The sequence below is a fragment of the Streptomyces cellostaticus genome, from assembly GCF_001513965.1.
Classification (GTDB): domain Bacteria; phylum Actinomycetota; class Actinomycetes; order Streptomycetales; family Streptomycetaceae; genus Streptomyces; species Streptomyces cellostaticus.
The window spans coordinates 16,536-35,279 of the sequence record NZ_KQ948031.1; the positions used below are offsets into that span (position 1 = coordinate 16,536).

At 71.0% G+C, this 18,744-nt stretch carries 20 protein-coding genes; 6 read left to right on the forward strand and 14 right to left on the reverse strand.

Features of this window, described 5'->3' with window-relative positions; genetic code table 11:
• Nucleotides 1–42: 42 nt before the first annotated feature.
• A complete protein-coding gene (locus tag AQI88_RS27465; RefSeq protein WP_067004230.1) occupies nucleotides 43–1,341 on the reverse strand; it encodes a DUF6986 family protein in 1,299 nt (432 codons plus the stop codon).
• A 194-nt stretch (nucleotides 1,342–1,535) separates the two neighbouring features.
• On the opposite strand from AQI88_RS27465, the gene AQI88_RS27470 reads away from it, so the two are divergent.
• Nucleotides 1,536–2,441 (forward strand): endonuclease/exonuclease/phosphatase family protein, encoded by a 906-nt coding sequence (locus AQI88_RS27470; protein ID WP_067004231.1) that lies wholly within the window; start codon nucleotides 1,536–1,538, stop codon nucleotides 2,439–2,441.
• 57 nt (nucleotides 2,442–2,498) lie between these two features.
• Here AQI88_RS27470 and AQI88_RS27475 read toward each other — a convergent pair whose 3' ends face one another.
• The 4 genes from AQI88_RS27475 to AQI88_RS27490 all read right to left on the reverse strand — a co-directional run bounded on the left by AQI88_RS27475 (nucleotide 2,499) and on the right by AQI88_RS27490 (nucleotide 5,835).
• Nucleotides 2,499–3,461, reverse strand: coding sequence for an electron transfer flavoprotein subunit alpha/FixB family protein (locus tag AQI88_RS27475; protein ID WP_067004232.1), 963 nt, complete (start codon nucleotides 3,459–3,461; stop codon nucleotides 2,499–2,501).
• 240 nt (nucleotides 3,462–3,701) lie between these two features.
• Nucleotides 3,702–4,487, reverse strand: a complete 786-nt coding sequence (locus tag AQI88_RS27480; RefSeq protein WP_067004233.1) for an electron transfer flavoprotein subunit beta/FixA family protein — start codon at nucleotides 4,485–4,487, stop codon at nucleotides 3,702–3,704.
• Between the two features lie 217 nt (nucleotides 4,488–4,704).
• Nucleotides 4,705–5,214, reverse strand: a complete 510-nt coding sequence (locus AQI88_RS27485; RefSeq protein ID WP_067004234.1) for a flavin reductase family protein — start codon at nucleotides 5,212–5,214, stop codon at nucleotides 4,705–4,707.
• Between the two features lie 207 nt (nucleotides 5,215–5,421).
• Nucleotides 5,422–5,835, reverse strand: a complete 414-nt coding sequence (locus AQI88_RS27490) for a TlpA family protein disulfide reductase (RefSeq protein ID WP_067004462.1) — start codon at nucleotides 5,833–5,835, stop codon at nucleotides 5,422–5,424.
• Between the two features lie 74 nt (nucleotides 5,836–5,909).
• Here AQI88_RS27490 and AQI88_RS27495 point away from each other — a divergent pair, with 74 nt between their 5' ends.
• From AQI88_RS27495 to AQI88_RS27505, 3 genes are all read left to right on the forward strand, one after another.
• The gene (locus AQI88_RS27495; RefSeq protein WP_067004235.1) at nucleotides 5,910–6,326 is read left to right on the forward strand and encodes a DUF4395 domain-containing protein; all 417 of its coding nucleotides are present in this window, start codon (nucleotides 5,910–5,912) and stop codon (nucleotides 6,324–6,326) included.
• Nucleotides 6,327–6,514: 188 nt separating this feature from the next.
• The gene (locus AQI88_RS27500) at nucleotides 6,515–7,243 is read left to right on the forward strand and encodes a lysophospholipid acyltransferase family protein (protein ID WP_067004236.1); all 729 of its coding nucleotides are present in this window, start codon (nucleotides 6,515–6,517) and stop codon (nucleotides 7,241–7,243) included.
• A 114-nt stretch (nucleotides 7,244–7,357) separates the two neighbouring features.
• Nucleotides 7,358–8,359, forward strand: coding sequence for a hypothetical protein (locus tag AQI88_RS27505; RefSeq protein WP_208615915.1), 1,002 nt, complete (start codon nucleotides 7,358–7,360; stop codon nucleotides 8,357–8,359).
• A 12-nt stretch (nucleotides 8,360–8,371) separates the two neighbouring features.
• On the opposite strand, the gene AQI88_RS27510 is transcribed toward AQI88_RS27505, so the two are convergent.
• From AQI88_RS27510 to AQI88_RS27535, 6 genes are all read right to left on the reverse strand, one after another.
• Complete coding sequence (locus AQI88_RS27510) at nucleotides 8,372–9,622, reverse strand: hypothetical protein (RefSeq protein ID WP_159050406.1); 1,251 nt, start codon at nucleotides 9,620–9,622, stop codon at nucleotides 8,372–8,374.
• Between the two features lie 34 nt (nucleotides 9,623–9,656).
• Entirely contained in the window at nucleotides 9,657–10,367 is a 711-nt protein-coding gene (locus tag AQI88_RS27515; protein ID WP_067004239.1) for a B3/B4 domain-containing protein, read from the reverse strand.
• A gap of 10 nt (nucleotides 10,368–10,377) precedes the next feature.
• Nucleotides 10,378–10,971, reverse strand: a complete 594-nt coding sequence (locus tag AQI88_RS27520; RefSeq protein ID WP_067004240.1) for a transglutaminase-like domain-containing protein — start codon at nucleotides 10,969–10,971, stop codon at nucleotides 10,378–10,380.
• A 77-nt stretch (nucleotides 10,972–11,048) separates the two neighbouring features.
• Nucleotides 11,049–12,119: a threonine aldolase family protein gene (locus AQI88_RS27525; protein WP_067004241.1), complete on the reverse strand. Its 1,071-nt coding sequence runs from the start codon at nucleotides 12,117–12,119 to the stop codon at nucleotides 11,049–11,051.
• Nucleotides 12,116–12,910: an SDR family NAD(P)-dependent oxidoreductase gene (locus AQI88_RS27530; protein WP_067004242.1), complete on the reverse strand. Its 795-nt coding sequence runs from the start codon at nucleotides 12,908–12,910 to the stop codon at nucleotides 12,116–12,118. The genes AQI88_RS27525 and AQI88_RS27530 overlap by 4 nt, the downstream gene beginning before the upstream one ends.
• A complete protein-coding gene (locus AQI88_RS27535) occupies nucleotides 12,907–14,304 on the reverse strand; it encodes a DUF6421 family protein (protein WP_067004243.1) in 1,398 nt (465 codons plus the stop codon). Before AQI88_RS27535 ends, AQI88_RS27530 begins: the two co-directional genes overlap by 4 nt.
• A 409-nt stretch (nucleotides 14,305–14,713) precedes the next feature.
• On the opposite strand from AQI88_RS27535, the gene AQI88_RS27540 reads away from it, so the two are divergent.
• Nucleotides 14,714–15,397: a glycerophosphodiester phosphodiesterase gene (locus tag AQI88_RS27540; RefSeq protein WP_079057835.1), complete on the forward strand. Its 684-nt coding sequence runs from the start codon at nucleotides 14,714–14,716 to the stop codon at nucleotides 15,395–15,397.
• Between the two features lie 27 nt (nucleotides 15,398–15,424).
• Here AQI88_RS27540 and AQI88_RS27545 read toward each other — a convergent pair whose 3' ends face one another.
• Together AQI88_RS27545 and AQI88_RS27550 are read right to left on the reverse strand one after the other, a co-directional pair.
• Nucleotides 15,425–15,964, reverse strand: a complete 540-nt coding sequence (locus AQI88_RS27545; protein ID WP_067004247.1) for a GNAT family N-acetyltransferase — start codon at nucleotides 15,962–15,964, stop codon at nucleotides 15,425–15,427.
• Nucleotides 15,965–16,071: 107 nt separating this feature from the next.
• A complete protein-coding gene (locus AQI88_RS27550) occupies nucleotides 16,072–17,028 on the reverse strand; it encodes a redoxin family protein (protein WP_067004249.1) in 957 nt (318 codons plus the stop codon).
• 493 nt (nucleotides 17,029–17,521) lie between these two features.
• On the opposite strand from AQI88_RS27550, the gene AQI88_RS27555 reads away from it, so the two are divergent.
• Nucleotides 17,522–17,914, forward strand: a complete 393-nt coding sequence (locus AQI88_RS27555; RefSeq protein WP_067004251.1) for a VOC family protein — start codon at nucleotides 17,522–17,524, stop codon at nucleotides 17,912–17,914.
• Here the strand turns inward: AQI88_RS27555 and AQI88_RS27560 are convergent.
• On the reverse strand, nucleotides 17,911–18,741 hold the full coding sequence (locus AQI88_RS27560; protein WP_067004253.1) for a class I SAM-dependent methyltransferase: 831 nt from the start codon (nucleotides 18,739–18,741) through the stop codon (nucleotides 17,911–17,913). The genes AQI88_RS27555 and AQI88_RS27560 overlap by 4 nt on opposite strands.
• Nucleotides 18,742–18,744 lie beyond the last annotated feature (3 nt).

Genomic DNA, 18,744 nt, shown 5'->3' on the forward strand with positions numbered 1-18,744 from the left:
CGGTGACCGCTCAAGCCGGTGGCCGTCGCTGGGGCAGGGCCGCTACTTGCCCGAGGCCGTCAGGTCGCCGCGCCGGGGGGCGGCGAAGTCCTCCAGATCGGCCCGGGTCAGGCCGGAGAGCCGGGCGACCTCGGCGATGTCGAGGGCGCCGCAGTCCAGGCCACGCAGCAGGTAGCCGCTGAGGGCCTTGGCGGTGGCGGGCTCGTCCATGACGTCGCCGCCCGCCCGGTTGGCGTACCGGGCGAGCCGGCCCGCCGCCTGCTCGAAGCCCTCGCGGTAGAAGGCGAAGACGGCCGCGTAGCGGGTCGGGATGTGGCCGGGGTGCATGTCCCAGCCCTGGTAGTAGGCGCGGGCGAGGGCCCGGCGGGTGAGGCCGTAGTGCAGGCGCCAGGCGTCGTGGACCTTCGCGGTCGGGCCGACCGGCAGGACGTTGGTCGAGCCGTCCGAGACGCGTACGCCGGTGCCCGCGGCGGCGACCTGCATGACGGCCTTGGCGTGGTCGGCGGCCGGGTGGTCGCTGGCCTGGTAGGCGGCGGAGACGCCGAGGCAGGCGCTGTAGTCGAAGGTGCCGTAGTGGAGGCCGGTGGCGCGGCCCTCGGCGGCCTGGATCATGCGGGCGACGGCGGCGGTGCCGTCGGTGGCGAGGATGGACTGGCTCGTCTCGATCTGGATCTCGAAGCCGAGGCGGCCGGCCTCCAGGCCGTGGACCTTCTCGAAGGCCTCCAGGAGACGGACGAACGCCGCCACCTGCTCGGGGTACGTCACCTTCGGCAGGGTCAGCACCAGCCCCTCGGGCAGGCCGCCCGCCTCGATGAGGCCGGTGAGGAAGACGTCGAGGGTACGGATGCCCCGGTCGCGTACGGCGGCCTCCATGCACTTCATGCGGATGCCCATGTACGGGGCCGCCGTGCCGTTCTTGTACGCCTCGGCGATCAGGCGGGCGGCGCGGGCGGCACTCGCGTCCTCCTCGGCGTCGGGGCGGGGGCCGTAGCCGTCCTCGAAGTCGACGCGCAGGTCTTCGATCGGCTCGCGCTCCAGCTTGGCGCGGACGCGGGAGTAGACGGGCTCGGCGAGGTCGTCGGACAGGCCGAGGACGGCCGCGAAGGAGGCCGGGTCCGGGGCGTGTTCGTCGAGGGCGGCGAGGGCCTGGTCGCCCCAGGAGCGGATGGTGTCGGCGGCGAAGGCGTCACCGGGGACGTAGACGGTGTGGACGGGCTGCCGGGTGCCGGGGTCGCCGGGGTAGCGGCGCTCCAGCTCCGCGTCGACCGGGGCGAGGGAGGCGCTGATCTCCTCGCTGACGGCACCCGCGAGGCTCGTCGCCACCTTCTCTTGCTGACCCATCCGACACCCTCCAAGTTTCCGCTCTACGGAATCAATAATCCGTAGAATGAAGTTATCCGGCGACCTTCGGGATGGTCAACACCATGTCCACGGAGCGCCACTCCGTCATCTCGCCATGTTCACGCCCATCTCGTAGTGCGATGTCACACTTTCCTTCGCACGACTCGCCCGGCCGTTCCACCGAAGGAGCCTTCGTGCCGAACCACAGCCGAGTCACGCGCCGTCGGGGGCTCAGGGCCGCGCTGGCCGCAGCGGTCACCGCTCCCCTGTCCAGTACAGCACTGCCCGCCTCGTCCGCCTCGTCCGGGGAACACCAGGCCCACCGCCTGGGGATCATGTCCTTCAACCTGCGCTTCGCGAGCACCGCCGAGCCCCACAGCTGGACCGTCCGCAGACCGGTGATGCGCGCACTGCTGCACCGCGAGCGCCCCCACGTCATCGGCACCCAGGAGGGCCTCTACCAGCAGCTGCGCGACATCGACGGCGACCTCGGACCGCACTACGACTGGATCGGGACCGGCCGTGCGGGCGGCAGCCGCGGCGAGTCCGCGGCGATCTTCTACGACACCCGGCGCCTGTCCCCGGCCGAGCACTTCACCTTCTGGCTCTCCGGCACCCCGGAAGTGATGGGCTCGAACACCTGGGGCGCCGCATTCCCCCGCATCGTCACCTGGGTCCGCTTCCGCGACCTGCACGACGACGGGCGGGAGTTCTACGTCCTGAACACCCACTTCGATCACGCGAGCCGGTACGCACGCGAACGCAGTGCCGGCCTCATGGCCCAGCGGATCGCCGGCCTCGACCGCTCGCTGCCGCTCGTGGTGACCGGCGACTTCAACGTCGCCGCGCACAAGAGCCCGGTCTACGACGTGATGCTGGGCGCCGGTCTCGTCGACACCTGGGAGACCGCCGCCGAGCGCAGCGCGTTGTACGGCACGTTCCACGGCTACAGGCGGCTCACCCGCAACGGCGACCGCATCGACTGGATCCTGTCCACGCCGGGGGTCACGGTCCAGCGGGCGTCGGTCAACACCTTCTCCAGGAACGGCCAGTTCCCGAGCGATCACCTCCCCGTGCAGGCATGGGTGACCCTGGGATGAACCGAGGCCCCCGTGACCGGCGCGCGGTCACGGGGGCCTCGTACAGCCTGGCGGCGATCAGCCCTTGCGGGCCTTGATCTCCTCGGTGAGCTGCGGGACGACGTCGAACAGGTCGCCGACCACGCCGTAGTCGACCAGGTCGAAGATCGGGGCCTCGGAGTCCTTGTTGACGGCCACGATCGTCTTCGAGGTCTGCATACCGGCACGGTGCTGGATGGCGCCGGAGATGCCGTTGGCGATGTACAGCTGCGGGGAGACCGACTTGCCGGTCTGGCCGACCTGGTTGGTGTGCGGGTACCAGCCGGCGTCCACCGCGGCACGCGAGGCGCCGACGGCCGCGCCGAGGGAGTCCGCGAGCGCCTCGATGATCGAGAAGTTCTCGGCGCCGTTGACACCACGGCCGCCGGAGACCACGATCGCGGCCTCGGTCAGCTCCGGGCGGCCCGTCGACTCACGCGGCGTACGGCCGGTGATCTTCGTGCCGGTGGCCTTCTCGGAGAAGGACACGGACAGGGCCTCGACGGCACCGGCGGCCGGGGCGGCCTCGACGGCCGCGCTGTTCGGCTTGACCGTGATGACCGGGGTGCCCTTGATGACCCGGGACTTGGTGGTGAAGGACGCGGCGAACACCGACTGGGTGGCCACCGGGCCCTCGTCACCGGCCTCGATGTCGACGGCGTCGGTGATGATGCCGGAGCCGATGCGCAGCGCCAGGCGGGCGGCGATCTCCTTGCCCTCGGCGGAGGACGGGACCAGCACGGCGGCCGGGGAGACGGCCTCGTAGGCGGCCTGCAAGGCGTCCACCTTCGGGACGACCAGGTAGTCGGCGTACTCGGCGGCCTCGTGGGTGAGGACCTTCACCGCGCCGTGCTCGGCGAGCGCGGCGGCGGTGCCGGCGGCGCCGTTGCCCAGCGCGACGGCGACGGGCTCGCCGATGCGGCGGGCCAGGGTCAGCAGCTCCAGGGTGGGCTTGCGGACGGCACCGTCCACGTGGTCGACGTAGACGAGGACTTCAGCCATGGGATTGCACTCCTGCGTAACGAAGTTGAGGGGCGGTCAGCGGGGGTTAGAGGGCGCCTTCTGGATCATGTCGGCGTCGCGGGCCCTGGCACGCACATCTGCCGCGTTGTCGTCGGTTGCCGACGCTCCGCGTCGACGCCCTCCTCCGCCTTGCAGCTGCACGCACCAGACCCCGCTCGGGTCGGCTGATCAGGCGCCGCTTCTGGCGGCCAACCTGATCCAGAAGGCACCCCCTAGCCCTTAGATGAACTTCTGGCTCGCGAGGAACTCAGCGAGCTGCTTGCCGCCCTCGCCCTCGTCCTTGACGATGGTGCCGGCCGTGCGGGCCGGGCGCTCGTTCGCGACCTCGACCTTGGTGAACGCGCCGTCGAGACCGACCTCCTCGGCCTCGATGTCCAGGTCGGACAGGTCCCAGGACTGAACCGGCTTCTTCTTGGCCGCCATGATGCCCTTGAAGGACGGGTAACGCGCCTCGCCCGACTGGTCGGTGACGGAGACGACGGCAGGGAGCTGCGCCTGAAGCTGCTCGGAGGCGGCGTCGCCGTCCCGGCGGCCGGTGACCGTGCCGTCCTCGACGGAGACCTCGGAGAGCAGGGTGACCTGCGGGACACCGAGGCGCTCGGCGACCAGCGCCGGGACGATACCGCCGGTGCCGTCGGTGGACGCCATGCCGGAGATGACCAGGTCGAAGCCGGCCTTCTCGATCGCCTTGGCCAGTACCAGCGAGGTGCCGATGGCGTCGGTGCCGTGCAGGTCGTCGTCCTCGACGTGGATGGCCTTGTCGGCACCCATGGAGAGGGCCTTGCGGAGCGCGTCCTTGGCGTCCTCGGGGCCGACCGTGAGCACGGTGACCTCGGCGTCGTCCGCGTTCTCCGCGATCTGGAGGGCCTGCTCGACCGCGTACTCGTCCAGTTCGGAGAGCAGACCGTCCACGTCGTCGCGGTCGACGGTCAGGTCATCGGCGAAGTGCCGGTCGCCAGTGGCGTCGGGCACGTACTTCACAGTGACAACGATCCTCAAGCTCACGCCGGCTCTCCTACTGCATCGTCATTTCCGGGCTGCCTCTTGCAGGCAGCATAGGCGCCTCAAGCGGCCGATCCCGGTCGGGGCGTCCGCGCGCTCCGACCGAAATATTACTCGTCAGTACACCCAGTTCCTGCCCGCTAAGCAAGCGCTTTGAACTGTGACCTTCGCAACGCAGCGTAACCGGAACTCGACGGCTTCGCAGGAGGAGCGCGCGTGATCAATCCCGCAGGCCGTTGAACCGGCCCTGGTGGTAGAGGAGGGGGCGCCCGGCGCCCGTGGAGTCACCGAGGACCACCTCGGCGAGCACGATCCGGTGATCACCGGCCGGGACACGGCCGACGATCCGGCAGACGAGCCAGGCCGGCACGTCGTCCAGGACGGGTACGCCTTCCGGGCCCTCCCGCCAGGCGGTGGGTGCGCCGAAGCGGTCGGCGCCGCTGCGGGCGAAGGTGGCGGCCAGGTCGCTCTGGTGCTCGCCGAGTATGTGGATGCCGACGTACTCGGTCTCGGCGACGGCCGGCCAGCTGGAGGCCCCCGTGCCGATGCCGAAGGAGACGAGCGGGGGCTCGGCGGAGACCGAGGTGAGGGAGGTGGCGGTGAAGCCGACCGGGCCCGAGGCGCCGCGCGCGGTGATCACCGCGACACCGGCGGCGTGCCGGCGGAAGGTGGAGCGCAGCAGGTCGGGAGAGGCGAGCTGGAAGGTGCCGAGGTCGGGCGTGGCCGTCATGCAATTGTCCTTCTACGAGGGGGAGGAGCAGTTCCGTGGCTGTTCAGCAGCCCGGACAGCGCGCGCTCGCGGTGCGGGCCAGGTCGACGTGGACCCGCCCGAAGAGAAGGAGTTCGGTCGGCATACGGTCAGGCTGACGATAGGTGACGCGCACAGTCAAGTTCGTTCCGGGATCTGGGAGATGCCTCACCGTGCGCGCGAGGGGCCTCACACCGCCTCCCCCAGGGCCGCGATGACGTCGGCCTTGCGGGGCTGTCCGGTGGCGCGCCGCACCACCCGGCCGTCCGCGTCGAGGACCAGCACGGTGGGCGTCTTGAGGATCTCCAGCTCGCGTACGAGGTCCAGACGGGCCTCGGCGTCGATCTCGACGTGGGTCACGCCCGGGACCATCCCGGCCACCTCGCCGAGGACGCGCCGGGTGGCCCGGCAGGGTGCGCAGAAGGCGCTGGAGAACTGCACGAGCGTGGCCCGCTCACCCAGTTCGCCGCCCAGCTCGGCCGCCCCGAGCCGCTTGCCGTCGTCCCGCCCGCGCACTCGTACCCTCCCGCTGTGCCGCTTGTGCAGCACTCCGTAGGCGCTCGCCACGGCGAGCACCGCCACGCACACCACCAGTCCGGTCATCACCTGCACAAGCATTCACGAGACTGCAAAGATTCCCGCCCCCGCAAGAGTTTCCGCTGGGGAATGCTTCAGCCATGGACATCGATGTGAGGGGGCCGCGCTTCGGCGCGGCCGCGACGACGGTCGTGCTGGTCGTGGCACTCGTCACGCAGAGCGCCTGGGTGCTGGCCTGGCAGACCCTGGCCTTCGCGCTGGGTGCGACAGGCGGGGTGGGCCGCTCGCCCTACGGCCTGCTGTTCCGGACACTCGTGCGGCCGCGCCTCGGGCCGCCGACGGAGTTCGAGGCGCCGGAGCCGCCGCGGTTCGCGCAGGCGGTGGGCCTGCTGTTCGCCGGGCTCGGGCTCGTCGGGTTCACGGTGGGTCCGGCGTGGCTGGGACTCGCGGCGACCGGGGCCGCGCTCGCGGCCGCCTTCCTCAATGCTGCATTCGGGTACTGCCTGGGGTGCGAGATGTTCCTGCTCCTGAAGAGGGTCACGGTACGCGCAGAGTAAAGGAGGCTTAAAGAACCGAGGTGGGGCGCTGGGCCGACGTGACGAGGATCTCGCCGCCTCCAGGCACCAGGACTGGCTACCCGTCCGTTCTTCGGGCACGATCTGCGAGACGCCGTAAACCTACGGCTGCGTAACTTTCCCGCCGGGAGCCCCTTTCCCGAGCAGAGCAGAAAGGGTCCACCCCGCCCATGGCAGAGCTGGTCTACCGTCCCGTCATCGGTCTCGCCAAGACGCTGTTCAAGGCCTGGGACCTGAAGATCGACTGCCAGGGGTCGGAGAACATCCCGCGCTCGGGCGGCGCTGTGCTGGTGAGCAATCACATCAGCTACCTGGACTTCATCTTCAACGGCCTGGCGGCCCTGCCGCAGAAGCGTCTGGTGCGCTTCATGGCGAAGGAGGCGGTCTTCCGCCACAAGGTGTCCGGGCCGCTGATGCGCGGGATGAAGCACATCCCGGTGGACCGCAAGCAGGGCGACGCGGCCTACGCGCACGCACTGGACTCGCTGCGCTCCGGTGAGGTCATCGGGGTCTTCCCGGAGGCCACGATCTCGCAGTCCTTCACCCTGAAGAGCTTCAAGTCGGGCGCGGCCCGCCTCGCCCAGGAGGCGGGCGTGCCGCTCGTCCCGATGGCGGTGTGGGGCACGCAGCGGCTGTGGACCAAGGGCCAGCCGCGCAACTTCAAGCGCAGCCACACCCCGATCACCATCCGGGTCGGCGAGCCGGTCGAGGCCCCGCGCGACCAGTACGCGGGGGCCATCAGCCGCCGCCTGCGCGAGCGCGTCCAGGAGATGCTGGAGGCCGCGCAGCGCGCCTATCCCACGCGCCCCAAGGGCGCGGAGGACACCTGGTGGCTGCCGGCCCACCTCGGCGGTACGGCGCCGACGGTGGAGCAGCTGAAGGCCGCCGAGGCACGCTGACACCCGGCTGCGGGGCGGCGCACGGCGGCCGATAGGGTTCGCGGTCGTAACGGGAGAGCCTCGGCGACTCCTGTCGGACGACTGCGCTACGGGGGCGTATCGATGCGGCGCTGGATGAAGGCGGCAGCAACGGCGGTGGCCGTCCTGGCCCTGAGCGGGTGGATCGCCGCGCCGTACGTCAAGGACTGGTGGCTGGTGCGCACCGCCTGCGACGGGGCGCTGCCCACCGGTGCGGTACGGCAACTGGCTGCGCCCGGCGGCCACTTGACCAAGGCGGATACGGCGTCCCACGAGCGTCTGGGCGACTACGGATGCAGCCTGCGGTTCGAGGGGCACGGGGACAACACGCTGGTGGTCCGCGTGAACGCCTACACGCGGCGGGACGACCAGGACAGCGAGTTCCTGAGCACCTTCCCGCAGGAGGGGTTCGCCGCCCAGCGGCCGCTGGCCGAAGGACTGCCCGGGTTCATGGACGACTTCGGCGACCTCCATTTCCTGCTGCGGTGCCCGGACCTGGGCAAGGACGCCGAAGGCAGGCAGCGAAAGCTGCTGGCGAGCGTCTTCCTGGGCCGCAACTCGGCCTACACCACGCATGCCGCGTACGAGACCGCCGTCGCCCTGGTCAACTCCGCCTCGGACCGGCTCGGTTGCGGTGCCGGACCGCTGGCGGTGCCGAAGGGCGACGTCACGCCGCCGGATTCCGGAGAGCGGCCGCCCACGATCCCCCTCTCCCGGGCCGGTGACACAGCCTGCGGCTGGGCGGCCCGCGCGCAGGTGCCCCAGGCCGCTCGCTGGAGTGTCGCGGTGCTGATGAACAACGCGGCTCCGACCGGGCGTTGCGACCTGTCGGCCGGCAGCGACGCCTCCTGGACGGAGATGCGCTTCGCCGCCTGGTACGGCGACTGGAGCAACCGCGTGGTCTCCTACGACGGTGTGCGCCGCCCCCTGACGGCGACGGCCCGCTGCGCCGGCGAGGCCGCCAACTTCGCCGTCGATGCGGACGCCGCGCGCGGGACCCCGGGCGTCGGGAAGGCGGAACAGCGCAGGCTGCTGAAGGCCTTCGCCGAGGACCAGGTCGAGCGGCGCGGCTGCTCCGGGCTGCGGCTGACCGGCTGAGCCCGGGGCGGCTCACAGCGCCCCGGAGTGCATCCCCTCCACGTACGCGTCGTCGAGGTTCTGCCGCATGGCCGACACTCGCCCGGCCGGTACCTTCCGGGCCTTGGCCCAGGTCTCCAGCACGGTGAAGAGCTCGTGGCGCCCGTCCATCGGATCGCCGCACAGGGCTCCGCTCACCGGCCGGCCGGCGATGCCGCTCATCGGCGGGCGGCTGGTCAGCTGCCGGGAGGCCGTCCGGTAGGCGCCCCGGGTGTGCCGGTGTACGGCCGCGTCGAAGGCGGCGAGATCGGAGACGGTGCCGTCACGGGCGCCGCTCGCCCTGGCTCTCATCAGGGCGCCGATGACCCGGGCGATGCCCTGGAGGTCGTTGTCGGGCCAGGTGGTGGCCGTGGAGCTCGTCCCTCCCCGCTCCTTCTCGGGGTGGAAGTCCGGGTCGCCGCCCTGAGGGGTGAGCCGCTCCAGGTAGTGGGCGAGGTAGGCCCGCTCCGCGTCGTAGAGGATCGCGAACGCCTCGGGGTCCTCGGCCAGTTCCGCGAAGAGCGGGGAGGGCTCCGCGGGCAGCGAGGCGGTGTACTCGAAGCCGAAGGCCGGGTGGGCGTCGGCGGGGTCGAGGAAGCGGCCGTAAGGGGAGTAGCCCGACTCGTCGGGTGCAGCCAGGTCGCCGGAGACCGCCGGCGTGTTCACCCCGCTGTCGTGGTCGATGAAGCCGGTCGTGTCGACGACGTACCCGGCGAGCATGCGGGCCAGGCCCGGCGCCGTGCCGGGTGGCACGTCGGCGTAGTGGTAGGCCACGGTGACCGTGTAGACGGCGCGGGCCTGGGCCGTGGTGTGCGGCCTGCCGGGGGCGGTGGCCCGGGTAGCGGCGTCCACGACCTGGCCGAGCACGCGCCCGCCGTCACCGCACAGGGTGCCGGACGGCAGAAGGGCGCGCGCCGCGTAGAAGTGGGACATGTCGTCCCCGGGGTCGAGGGCGCGGGTCGCGGCCGCCGGGTTCTTCGCCAACGCCCGTGTGGCGGTGGGAAGTTCCGTGCAGGAGTCGCTGCCGACGAGCGCGAGCGGCACCGCGACGGCACCCGCGGCCAAGGCCAGCGCGACGGCCGAGGCGAGCACCCGGTGCTCCCGCAGCCGGGCGAACCTGCCGACGGCACCTGCGGCACTCGGGCCGCCCTCCATGGACGACCCCTCTTCGGCTGTCTGCGCGGCCGCGTCGGACGGCCCGCCCTGCCCGGCCGTCCCCTCGTCCCCTGCTCCCCCGTCACTCATGACCGGGAGATTAGCGACTGCGACGGTACGTGGGTCAGGCGGGGGTCCCGGCCGAGAGCGGAGGGTGCACCCGGACGCCCGCTCCGGGACTGAACTTCTCCAGCAGTTCGGCGAGTTCCGCGGCCGCCGACTCCGCCGCCGCGACCGGCATCGGGGCGAGGGTCTCCAGCAGGAAGACGCCGGAGACCGTCTCCTCGGTGAGCCGGGTGCGCGGGCCCTGGCGCCAGTTCCAGCGGCGGCAGGTCACGCCGGCGTCGTCGCGCCACACCACCTCTCCAGCGTCGGGGTGTTCGACCACGTCCTCGCCGCCCGCGACCGTCACGAAGTCCTCCTCGCCGGTGGCCCGCACCAGCCGCATGCCGCCCTGGATGCGGTCGATGTCCTCGCCGCCGACGGGGATCAGGTGGGCCACGCTGATCGCGTTGTAGAGGTCCACGAGGAGGTTGATCCGGGGCAGACCGGCGTCGGACAGGGCCCGCTTGGCCAGCGCCTCGGCCGAGTTTCGGGTGCGCGACGGCCTGGCGCCGAAGGCGGTGTACACCTCGCGCCAGGCGGCCATGTGCGGGTCCTCGTGCGGCGCCCGTCCCGCCAGGCGTTCGGCGAGGCGCCGGGCCGCCTCGTCCAGCAGTGCCGAACTCTCTTCGGTGCTGGGCCCGTTGACGAGGTCGTACGCCTCGATCGCCACATGGGTGAAGCCGGGCGCCAGGGCGCGGACCTCGTCGGACACGGTGAGCGTGAAGGTCATCTTCCTCGCCTCAGAGGGTGCTGGGGAGCGTCTGCCACAGATGCGGCCGGTCCTGGGCGGCTTGCAGGGCACCGAGGACGGCCGCGTGTGGTTCAGCGTACAGCACCGGATAGTCCATCTCATTGGACGCGGGGTCGGGGATCCAGGCCAGCCGTTCGCCGTCCAGGGAGAACTGCGCGTCCACGCCCGGCTTGTTGCCGCGGGGATCCTGCCGGTGCCAGGCTCCGCGGAAGCGTACGGCGACCAGACCGTGCACGGCATGAGCACTGCCGTCGTCGAACATCAGCCGCTGATAGCAGAGGGCCGTGGGGATGTCCTCGGCCCGCAGCAGCGCGGCCAGCGCGTGGGACTTGGCGTGACAGATGCCCGTGCGCTTCTCCAGGACGTCGGAGGCGCGCCAGGTGACGCGCAGATCGTCGGCATCCTCGGAGTGCGGGATGGTGTCGCGCACGAATTCGTACGCGGCCCGCGCATAGGCATACGAGTCCGCGACGCCCTCGGCCAGGCGGGCGGCCGCCTCCCGCACCACGGGGTGATGATGGTCGATGACCTCGTCGGCGGCCAAGTACGCGGACAGGTCGGCGGTGTTCTGGATCAGCTCCATGCCCGCAGAGCATAGGAATGCGATCACCCGACAGTCAATGACTTTTCAGGTGACCGCATATCTATGCACAGCTCGGGCTAGCGCGCCATCTCCTCCTTGAGCGCCGCCACGAACGCGTCGACGTCCTCCTCGGTCGTGTCGAAGGAGCACATCCAGCGCACAACACCCGCGGCCTCGTCCCAGAAGTAGAACCGGAACCGCTTCTGCAGGCGCTCGCTCACGTCGTGCGGGAGCTTGGCGAAGACGCCGTTGGCCTGCACCGGGTAGAGGATCTCCACGCCGTGCACCGCGCGCACGCCCTCGGCCAGCCGCTGGGCCATCTCGTTGGCGTGACGGGCGTTGCGCAGCCACAGGTCCTTGGCGAGCAGGGCCTCCAGCTGCACCGACACGAAGCGCATCTTGGAAGCGAGCTGCATCGACATCTTCCGCAGGTGCTTCATCTTCCGCACCGCGTCCTGGTTGAGGACGACCACCGCCTCGCCGAACAGGGCGCCGTTCTTCGTCCCGCCGAGCGAGAGGATGTCGACGCCGACCGCGTTGGTGAACGTCCGCATCGGCACGTTCAGGGAGGCGGCGGCGTTGGCTATCCGGGAGCCGTCCAGGTGCACCCTCATGCCGTGCGCGTGGGCGTGCTCGCAGATCGCGCGGATCTCCTCGGGCGTGTAGAGCGTGCCCAGCTCGGTGCTCTGGGTGATCGAGACGACCTGCGGCATCGCACGGTGCTCGTCCTCCCAGCCGTACGCCTGCCGGTCGATCAGCTCGGGCGTGAGCTTGCCGTCGGGCGTGGGCACGGTGAGCAGCTTGAGGCCGCCCATCCGCTCGGGGGCGCCGCCCTCGTCGACGTTGATGTGCGCGCTCTCGGCGCAGATCACCGCGCCCCAGCGGTCGGTGACCGCCTGGAGCGCGACCACGTTCGCGCCGGTGCCGTTGAAGACCGGGAAGGCCTCCGCGGTGGCCCCGAAGTGGCTGCGGACGATCCCCTGGAGGTTCTCGGTGTAGTCGTCCTCGCCGTACGCCACCTGGTGGCCGCCGTTGGCCAGGGCCAGGGCGGCCATCACCTCCGGATGCGCCCCGGCGTAGTTGTCACTGGCGAAACCGCGGACCTGCGGGTCGTGATGGCGACGCGCGTCGGTCTTGGCAGGGTTCACGGCTTCTCGGTCAGCCACAGACGGTTTCCGTTCACTTCGGCGGCGGACTTGCCCCAGACGCCCTCGATGGCCTCGGCCAGGTCCTTGACGTCCGTGAAACCCGCGAACTTCGCGTTGGGGCGTTCGGCGCGCATCGCGTCGTGCACCAACGCCTTCACCACCAGGATGGCAGCTGCCGAGCGCGGCCCTTCGTCGCCGCCGGCCTTGCGGAGGCCGTCGGCCATGGCGAGTGTCCAGGCCTCGGCGGCGGCCTTGGCGGCGGAGTACGCCGCGTTGCCCGCCGTGGGCTGCGAAGCGCCTGCGGCGCTGATCAGGACATACCGGCCGCGGTCGCTGCGCTGCAGGCCGTCGTAGAAGGCCAGGGAGGTGTGCTGCACCGTGCGGACAAGCAGCTTCTCCAGCAGGTCCCAGTCGGCCAGGTCGGTTTCGGCGAAGGTGGCGCTGCCGCGCCAGCCGCCGACAAGGTGGACCAGGCCGTCGATGCGGCCGTGGTCCTTCTCGATGCGGTCGGCCCAGGCCCGGGTGGACTCCAGGTCAAGCAGGTCCACCGTCTCCCCGGTGACCGTGGCACCGCCGCGCGCGTAGCGGGCCGCGTCCACGGCCTCCGCCAGGCGCTCGGGGTTGTTGTCGGCACCGACGACGACCGCGCCGGCCTCGGCGAGCCGGACCAGCGTCGCGTGCCCGGCGGGTCCGCCCGCACCGGCCACCGCGATCACCAAACCGCTGAGAGACCCGTTGTTCCCCACGTTCTTCCCCTCTGATGCAGCAGTGTTCTGGACGCGGTCGCTCACGCGGCGATCCGCTCGGCGCTGTCCGCCGTGATGCCCTTGGTGGAGGCGATCACATTCTTCAGCTTCTTGGACAGGGCCTCATAGAACATGCTCAGCGGAAACTCGTCCGGAAGCACGTCGTCCACGAGCTTGCGCGGCGGCAGCGTCAGATCCAGGGCGTCCGGACCCTTGGCCCACTTGGAGCCGGGGTGCGGGGCGAGGTAGGTGGAGACCAGCTCGTAGCCGGCGAACCAGTGCACGAGCTTCGGCCGGTCGATGCCGTCCTTGTACAGCTTCTCGATCTCGGCGCACAGCTGGTTGGTGACCTGCGGGGCGCGCTCCCAGTCGATCGCGAGCTTGTTGTCGGTCCAGCGGATGACGTCGTGCTTGTGCAGGTAGGCGAAGAGCAGCTGGCCGCCGACGCCGTCGTAGTTGCGCACCCGGTCACCGGTGACCGGGAAGCGGAACATGCGGTCGAAGAGCACCGCGTACTGCACGTCACGGGCCTGCGGGACGCCGTCCGCCTGGAGCTTCACGGCCTCCTTGAAGGCGGTGAGGTCACAGCGCAGCTCCTCCAGGCCGTACATCCAGAACGGCTGGCGCTGCTTGATCATGAACGGGTCGAACGGCAGGTCGCCGTGGCTGTGGGTGCGGTCGTGGACCATGTCCCACAGCACGAAGGCCTCTTCGCAGCGCTTCTGGTCGTGGACCATCGCGGCGATGTCCTCAGGCAGCTCGAGGCCCAGGATGTCGACGGCCGCGTCGGTGACCCGGCGGAAGCGGGCCGCCTCGCGGTCACAGAAGATGCCACCCCAGGAGAAACGTTCCGGCGCTTCGCGTACGGCGATCGTCTCCGGGAACAGGACGGCGGAGTTGGTGTCGTAGCCGGACGTGAAGTCCTCGAACGTGATGCCGCAGAACAGCGGGTTGTCGTAGCGGGTGCGCTCCAGCTCCGCCAGCCACTCCGGCCACACCATGCGCAGCACGACCGCCTCGAGGTTGCGGTCGGGGTTGCCGTTCTGCGTGTACATCGGGAAGACGACCAGGTGCTGCAGGCCGTCGGCCCGGTCCGCGGCGGGCTGGAAGGCCAGCAGCGAGTCCAGGAAGTCCGGCACCTGGAAGCCGTCCTCGACCCAGCGGCGCAGGTCCTTCACGAGGGCCTGGTGGTAGGCGGCGTCGTGCGGGAGCAGCGCGGAGAGCTGCTCGACCGCCTCGACGACACGGCCCACGACCGCCTCGGCGTCGGCCCGGCCCGGGGCGCCCTCGGCCTCGAAGTCGATCGATCCGTCCTTGGACTGCCATGGCCGGATCTGCTCCACGGCATCCTTGAGCACGGGCCAGGCCGGGTGCTCGACCACCCTGGTCAGCGGAGAAGCCTGCTTCTCCGTACCCGCCTGCACAAGAATTTCCGTCATTTCCCATCCTCCACGGGAGAACCTCGCGTATGGACACCGTATGCATACCCGGTTTCCGCCAGCAAGAGGGGGCCCGGGAAAATATTCTGTCCAGCCACATGGTCACCGACATTTTTCCTGCGGTAAACCGTGACGACGCTCACTTTGGTCGTGGCGGTGGAGGGAGCGCGGAGGCTGAGACACCGATCAGATCCGGCCGGTCAACGCCTCGGGGGACTCGCCCACCCCAGGGTGACGGCAGGGGCGGATACGAGCCAGGCACCGCGCGCGACGCGCCCCGATCCCCCCGCGCAGGTGCGGGTTCATCGCGGGACCAGGCCATTAGGCTGCGACCCTGCCGCGTGGACAGTGACGTCCGCCGTCCGGTCCGCGCGCCGCCGAGCCGCCGTCGACGGAAGCGAGTCGAACCTTGAACTTCCTTACCATCGGTCACCGCGGGGTCATGGGTGTCGAGCCCGAGAACACCCTCCGTTCGTTCGTCGCCGCCCAGCAGGCCGGCCTCGACCTGATCGAACTCGATCTGCACCTGAGCAAGGACGGCGCCCTGGTCGTCATGCACGACGCCGAGGTGGACCGCACGACCGACGGCACCGGCCCGATCGCCGAGAAGACCCTCGCGGAACTACGCGCCCTGGACGCGGGCCGCGGGGAGCGGGTGCCGGTCTTCGAGGAGGTCCTGGACGCGGTGAAGACGCCGTTGCAGGCCGAGATCAAGGATGTGGCGGCCGCCCGGGCGCTGGCCGAGGTCATGCACCGGCGGGACCTGGTCTCCCGGGTGGAGGTGTCCTCGTTCCACGACGAGGCGATCGCCGAGATCGCCCGGCTGGTGCCGGGCGTGCGCACCGCGCTGATCGCGAGCAGATACGGCACCGACGTGGTGGAGCGCGCCACCGCGGTGGGGGCCGCGACGGTCTGTCTCAACATCCGCCGGCTGTCCCTGGAGGTCGTCGAGCACGCGCGCGCGGCCGATCTGAAGATCATCGGCTGGGTGGTCAACACGCAGGACCACCTGCGGCTGGTCCGTGCTCTCCAACTGGACGGCGCGACGACCGACTACCCGGAGATCAAGCGCACCGGCCGCTTCACCGCCTGACCCGGCGCGCGATCTCCCGCCCGAACGTCACACCAGCGGCTTGACCAGCAGCTCGAACTGGAGGTCGTCGCGCTGCGGGATACCGAAGCGCTCGTCGCCGTACGGGAACGGGGTCATCTTTCCCGTACGGCGGTAGCCGCGGCGCTCGTACCAGGCGATCAGGTCGTCGCGCACCGAGATCACGGTCATGTGCATCTCGGTGACGCCCCAGGTCTCACGGACCTGGCGCTCCGCCTCCGCCATGATCACCTTGCCGAGGCCGGCGCCCTGCTGGTCAGGACTGACCGCGAACATCCCGAAGTAGGCGTGGTTGCCCCGGTGTTCGAGCTGGCAGCAGGCGACTATCCGGCCGTCCTGCTCGACGGTCAGCAGCCGGCTGGCGGGCGACGTGATCACCTGGAGGACACCCTCCGGGTCGGTCCGCTGCCCCTCCAGGATGTCCGCCTCGGTGGTCCATCCAGCCCGGCTGGCATCGCCCCGGTAGGCCGACTCGATCAACGCGACCAGCGCGTCGACGTCGGCGCCGGTGGCGTCCTTGAAGGTCGGTCGGGTGGCGGCGGTGTCCATGGGGCGGTCTCCGATCTCGGGCGCGGCTGAGCCAGGTTGAGGGTAACCCTGCCACCTGTCGTGTCCGCAAAGAACGCTTGCGCCGCTGGTCCGCTGACCGCGGACCGCTACCGAGGGTTGGCGCGTAGCCAGGTCAGGACCTGCTCGGCGTGCTCGTTCGGCGGGAAGACCGGGTAGAAGGCGTGCTCGATCACGTCGTCGCGGATGATCAGAGTCAGCCGCCTGTACAGCGTCAGCCCGCTGGTCTCGAACGTGGGCAGATCGAGCGCCCGGGCCAGGCTCCGCGTTGGGTCGGAGAGCATCTGGAACGGCAGGTGGAGCCGCTCGACCACCTCGCGCTGATAGTCGGTGTCCTGGCTCGACAGGCCGAACAGGCCGACCGCGCCGACGGCGAGCAGGTCCTGATGGTGGTCCCGGAAGCCGCACGCCTCGGGGGTGCAGCCGCGCGCTCCGGGGATCGAGTCCCAGCCGTCGGGCAGGTCGGTGCCCGGGCGGCCGGTGAGCGGGTAGATGTAGATCACCGTCCGGCCCGAGCCGAGCGCGTCGAGGCGGATCGTCGCGCCGCCGGTGCCCTGGAGTTCCAGGTGCGGCACCGTCATGCCGGGCAGATGAGTGGCGGCGCCGTCGTCCTCGGGGACGGGCAGATCTCCGGGCAGGCTCGTGTGGTCGGTCATCAGGTCCTCTCCTTCGTCGGCCGGTGAGACGCGGCTGTTGCGGTGGGCGGCCTCCTGCAGGTGTGCCCTCAGGACTGCCCGGCGGGCGGTGAGTCCCTCGATCCGCTCTGTGAGCTCGTCGATCGCGTCCCGGTACCCGGCCAGCGATGCCGGGCAGTCGTCGGCGTGTAGATGGCCGGCCGTGAGGCAGTCCAGGAACGGCCGGGTGCGCTCAACGGGGATTCCCAGGCTGCCGAGCGCCCGGATCTCGCGTGTGAGTCGTACGTCGTGCTCGTCGTAGTCCCGGTAGCCGTTGGCCAGCCGCTCGGGCATGAGCAATCCCAGCGATTCGTAGTAGCGCACCGCTTTGGTCGTCACGCCCGCCCGACGGGCCAGCTCACTGATTCGCATGCCTCTCACCTCGAAGAACGCTAAACCTTGCCCTTGAGGGTAAGGTCAAGCCGAACGAGGAGAGGCGGGCCGCGTCGCAGGACTTGCCGCGTAGTCTGCCCGGGCCCTGGCCGCGCTCCGCACCCGCACCCGCACGGCGTACTGCGCGGCGGGTGGCTTGCCGGCGAAGAAGCCGGCCGATGCGGACTCGGCCTGCTGCACGAGGCGTTCGTGCGGCGGCTGCACGCGGACGGGCTCACCGGCGGAGTGCTGGAGTGCGGGGAGGCCAACGCGCGGGCGCAGGCGCTTGGCCGCGACCGCATCCGGCTGCGGGTGACATTCCCCTTTGATCAACCAGTGGGCCGGGTCGTGTCCACAAAGCCCGGGACGGGATCGCCACTTCCGCCGCCGACCGGCCGGTGGCACCTCAGGACGGCCCACGGGCGCAGGGACGGTCAGGCGCTGCGCGTTTCCTCCGGCCCGATCCGCCGGACAGGCCCTAGGCTCCGGATGCATGGTGCACGTACTCAGCAGCCGGACACTTCTGCGCCCCGTGGACCCCGAGCGCACCCGGATCTTCTACGGGGAGCAGCTGGGCCTGGCCGTCTACCGCGAGTTCGGCACGGGTCCGGAGCGTGGAACCGTCTACTTCCTCGGCGGCGGGTTCCTGGAGGTCTCCGGACGCGCGCAGAGCCCTGCGTCGCCCGCGGTACAGCTGTGGCTCCAGGTCGAGGATGTGACCGGCGCCCACGAGGAGTTGCTGGCCAAGGGGGTCGAGATCGTACGGCCCCCGGTGAAGGAGCCGTGGGGCCTGATCGAGATGTGGATCGCCGACCCGGACGGCATCCGGATCGTGCTGGTGGAAGTCCCGTCGGACCATCCGCTGCGGTACCGGCCCGGCATCTAGGGCCGGCGGCCCGCCGTGAGCAGGTGGCCGCTGACGCCGAGCAGGGACGGCACGGACTCGGTCCGGCGCAGCGCGCGCAGGACCAGCTCGCGGCGTGCGGGGTCGTCGAGCGAGGCGGAGATGTCGCCCACCAGCCATGCGGCGCCCTCCACGCCGTACTGGCCGCGGGATGTCAGGCCGGCGTCGGCGAACTCGGCCGGGACGTCGGCGGGTTCATGGAAGTAGGCGGTCGTGAAGAGGGACTTCGGCCCGCCGGTCGGTCGCATCCGCCCGTCGCCAATCGCCGCCTCGATCTGCGGACGGTGCTCGGCGTCGAAGTACAGCCCCGTGCTCAGGTTGTCGTGCAGGGCCGCGTACCGGTTGATCGTGGCGGCCACCACCAGCCCTCCGGGCCGCAGCACCCGGCGGGCCTCGGCGAGCGCCCGGACACGGTCCACCCGCTCGGGCAGGTGGTAGAGGGGGCCGAGGAGCAGCACCACGTCCACGGACGCGTCCGGCGCCGCGAGGGCGCGGGCGTCGCCGTGGCGTGCGGTGACGCCGGGCAGACGGGCCGCTCGTTCGACGTGCAGCGGCACGGGGTCCACGAGGTCCACCGCGTAGCCGTCGGCGGCCAGCCACTGCGCGTGGACGCCGCTGCCGCCGCCCACGTCGAGGACCCGCGCCGGAGCGGGCGGCAGGAGGCGGCGCAGGACGTCCTGCGTGCGCCACAGCTCCAGGCGTCCGGCGCCCGAGCGCAGCCGGCCGTCCTCCTGGTCCCGTTCGTAGTACTCCGCGATCTCCTCGGCAAGTCCGGGGCCCTCGGCCGCCGCTGCGTGATCCGTCTCCATGGA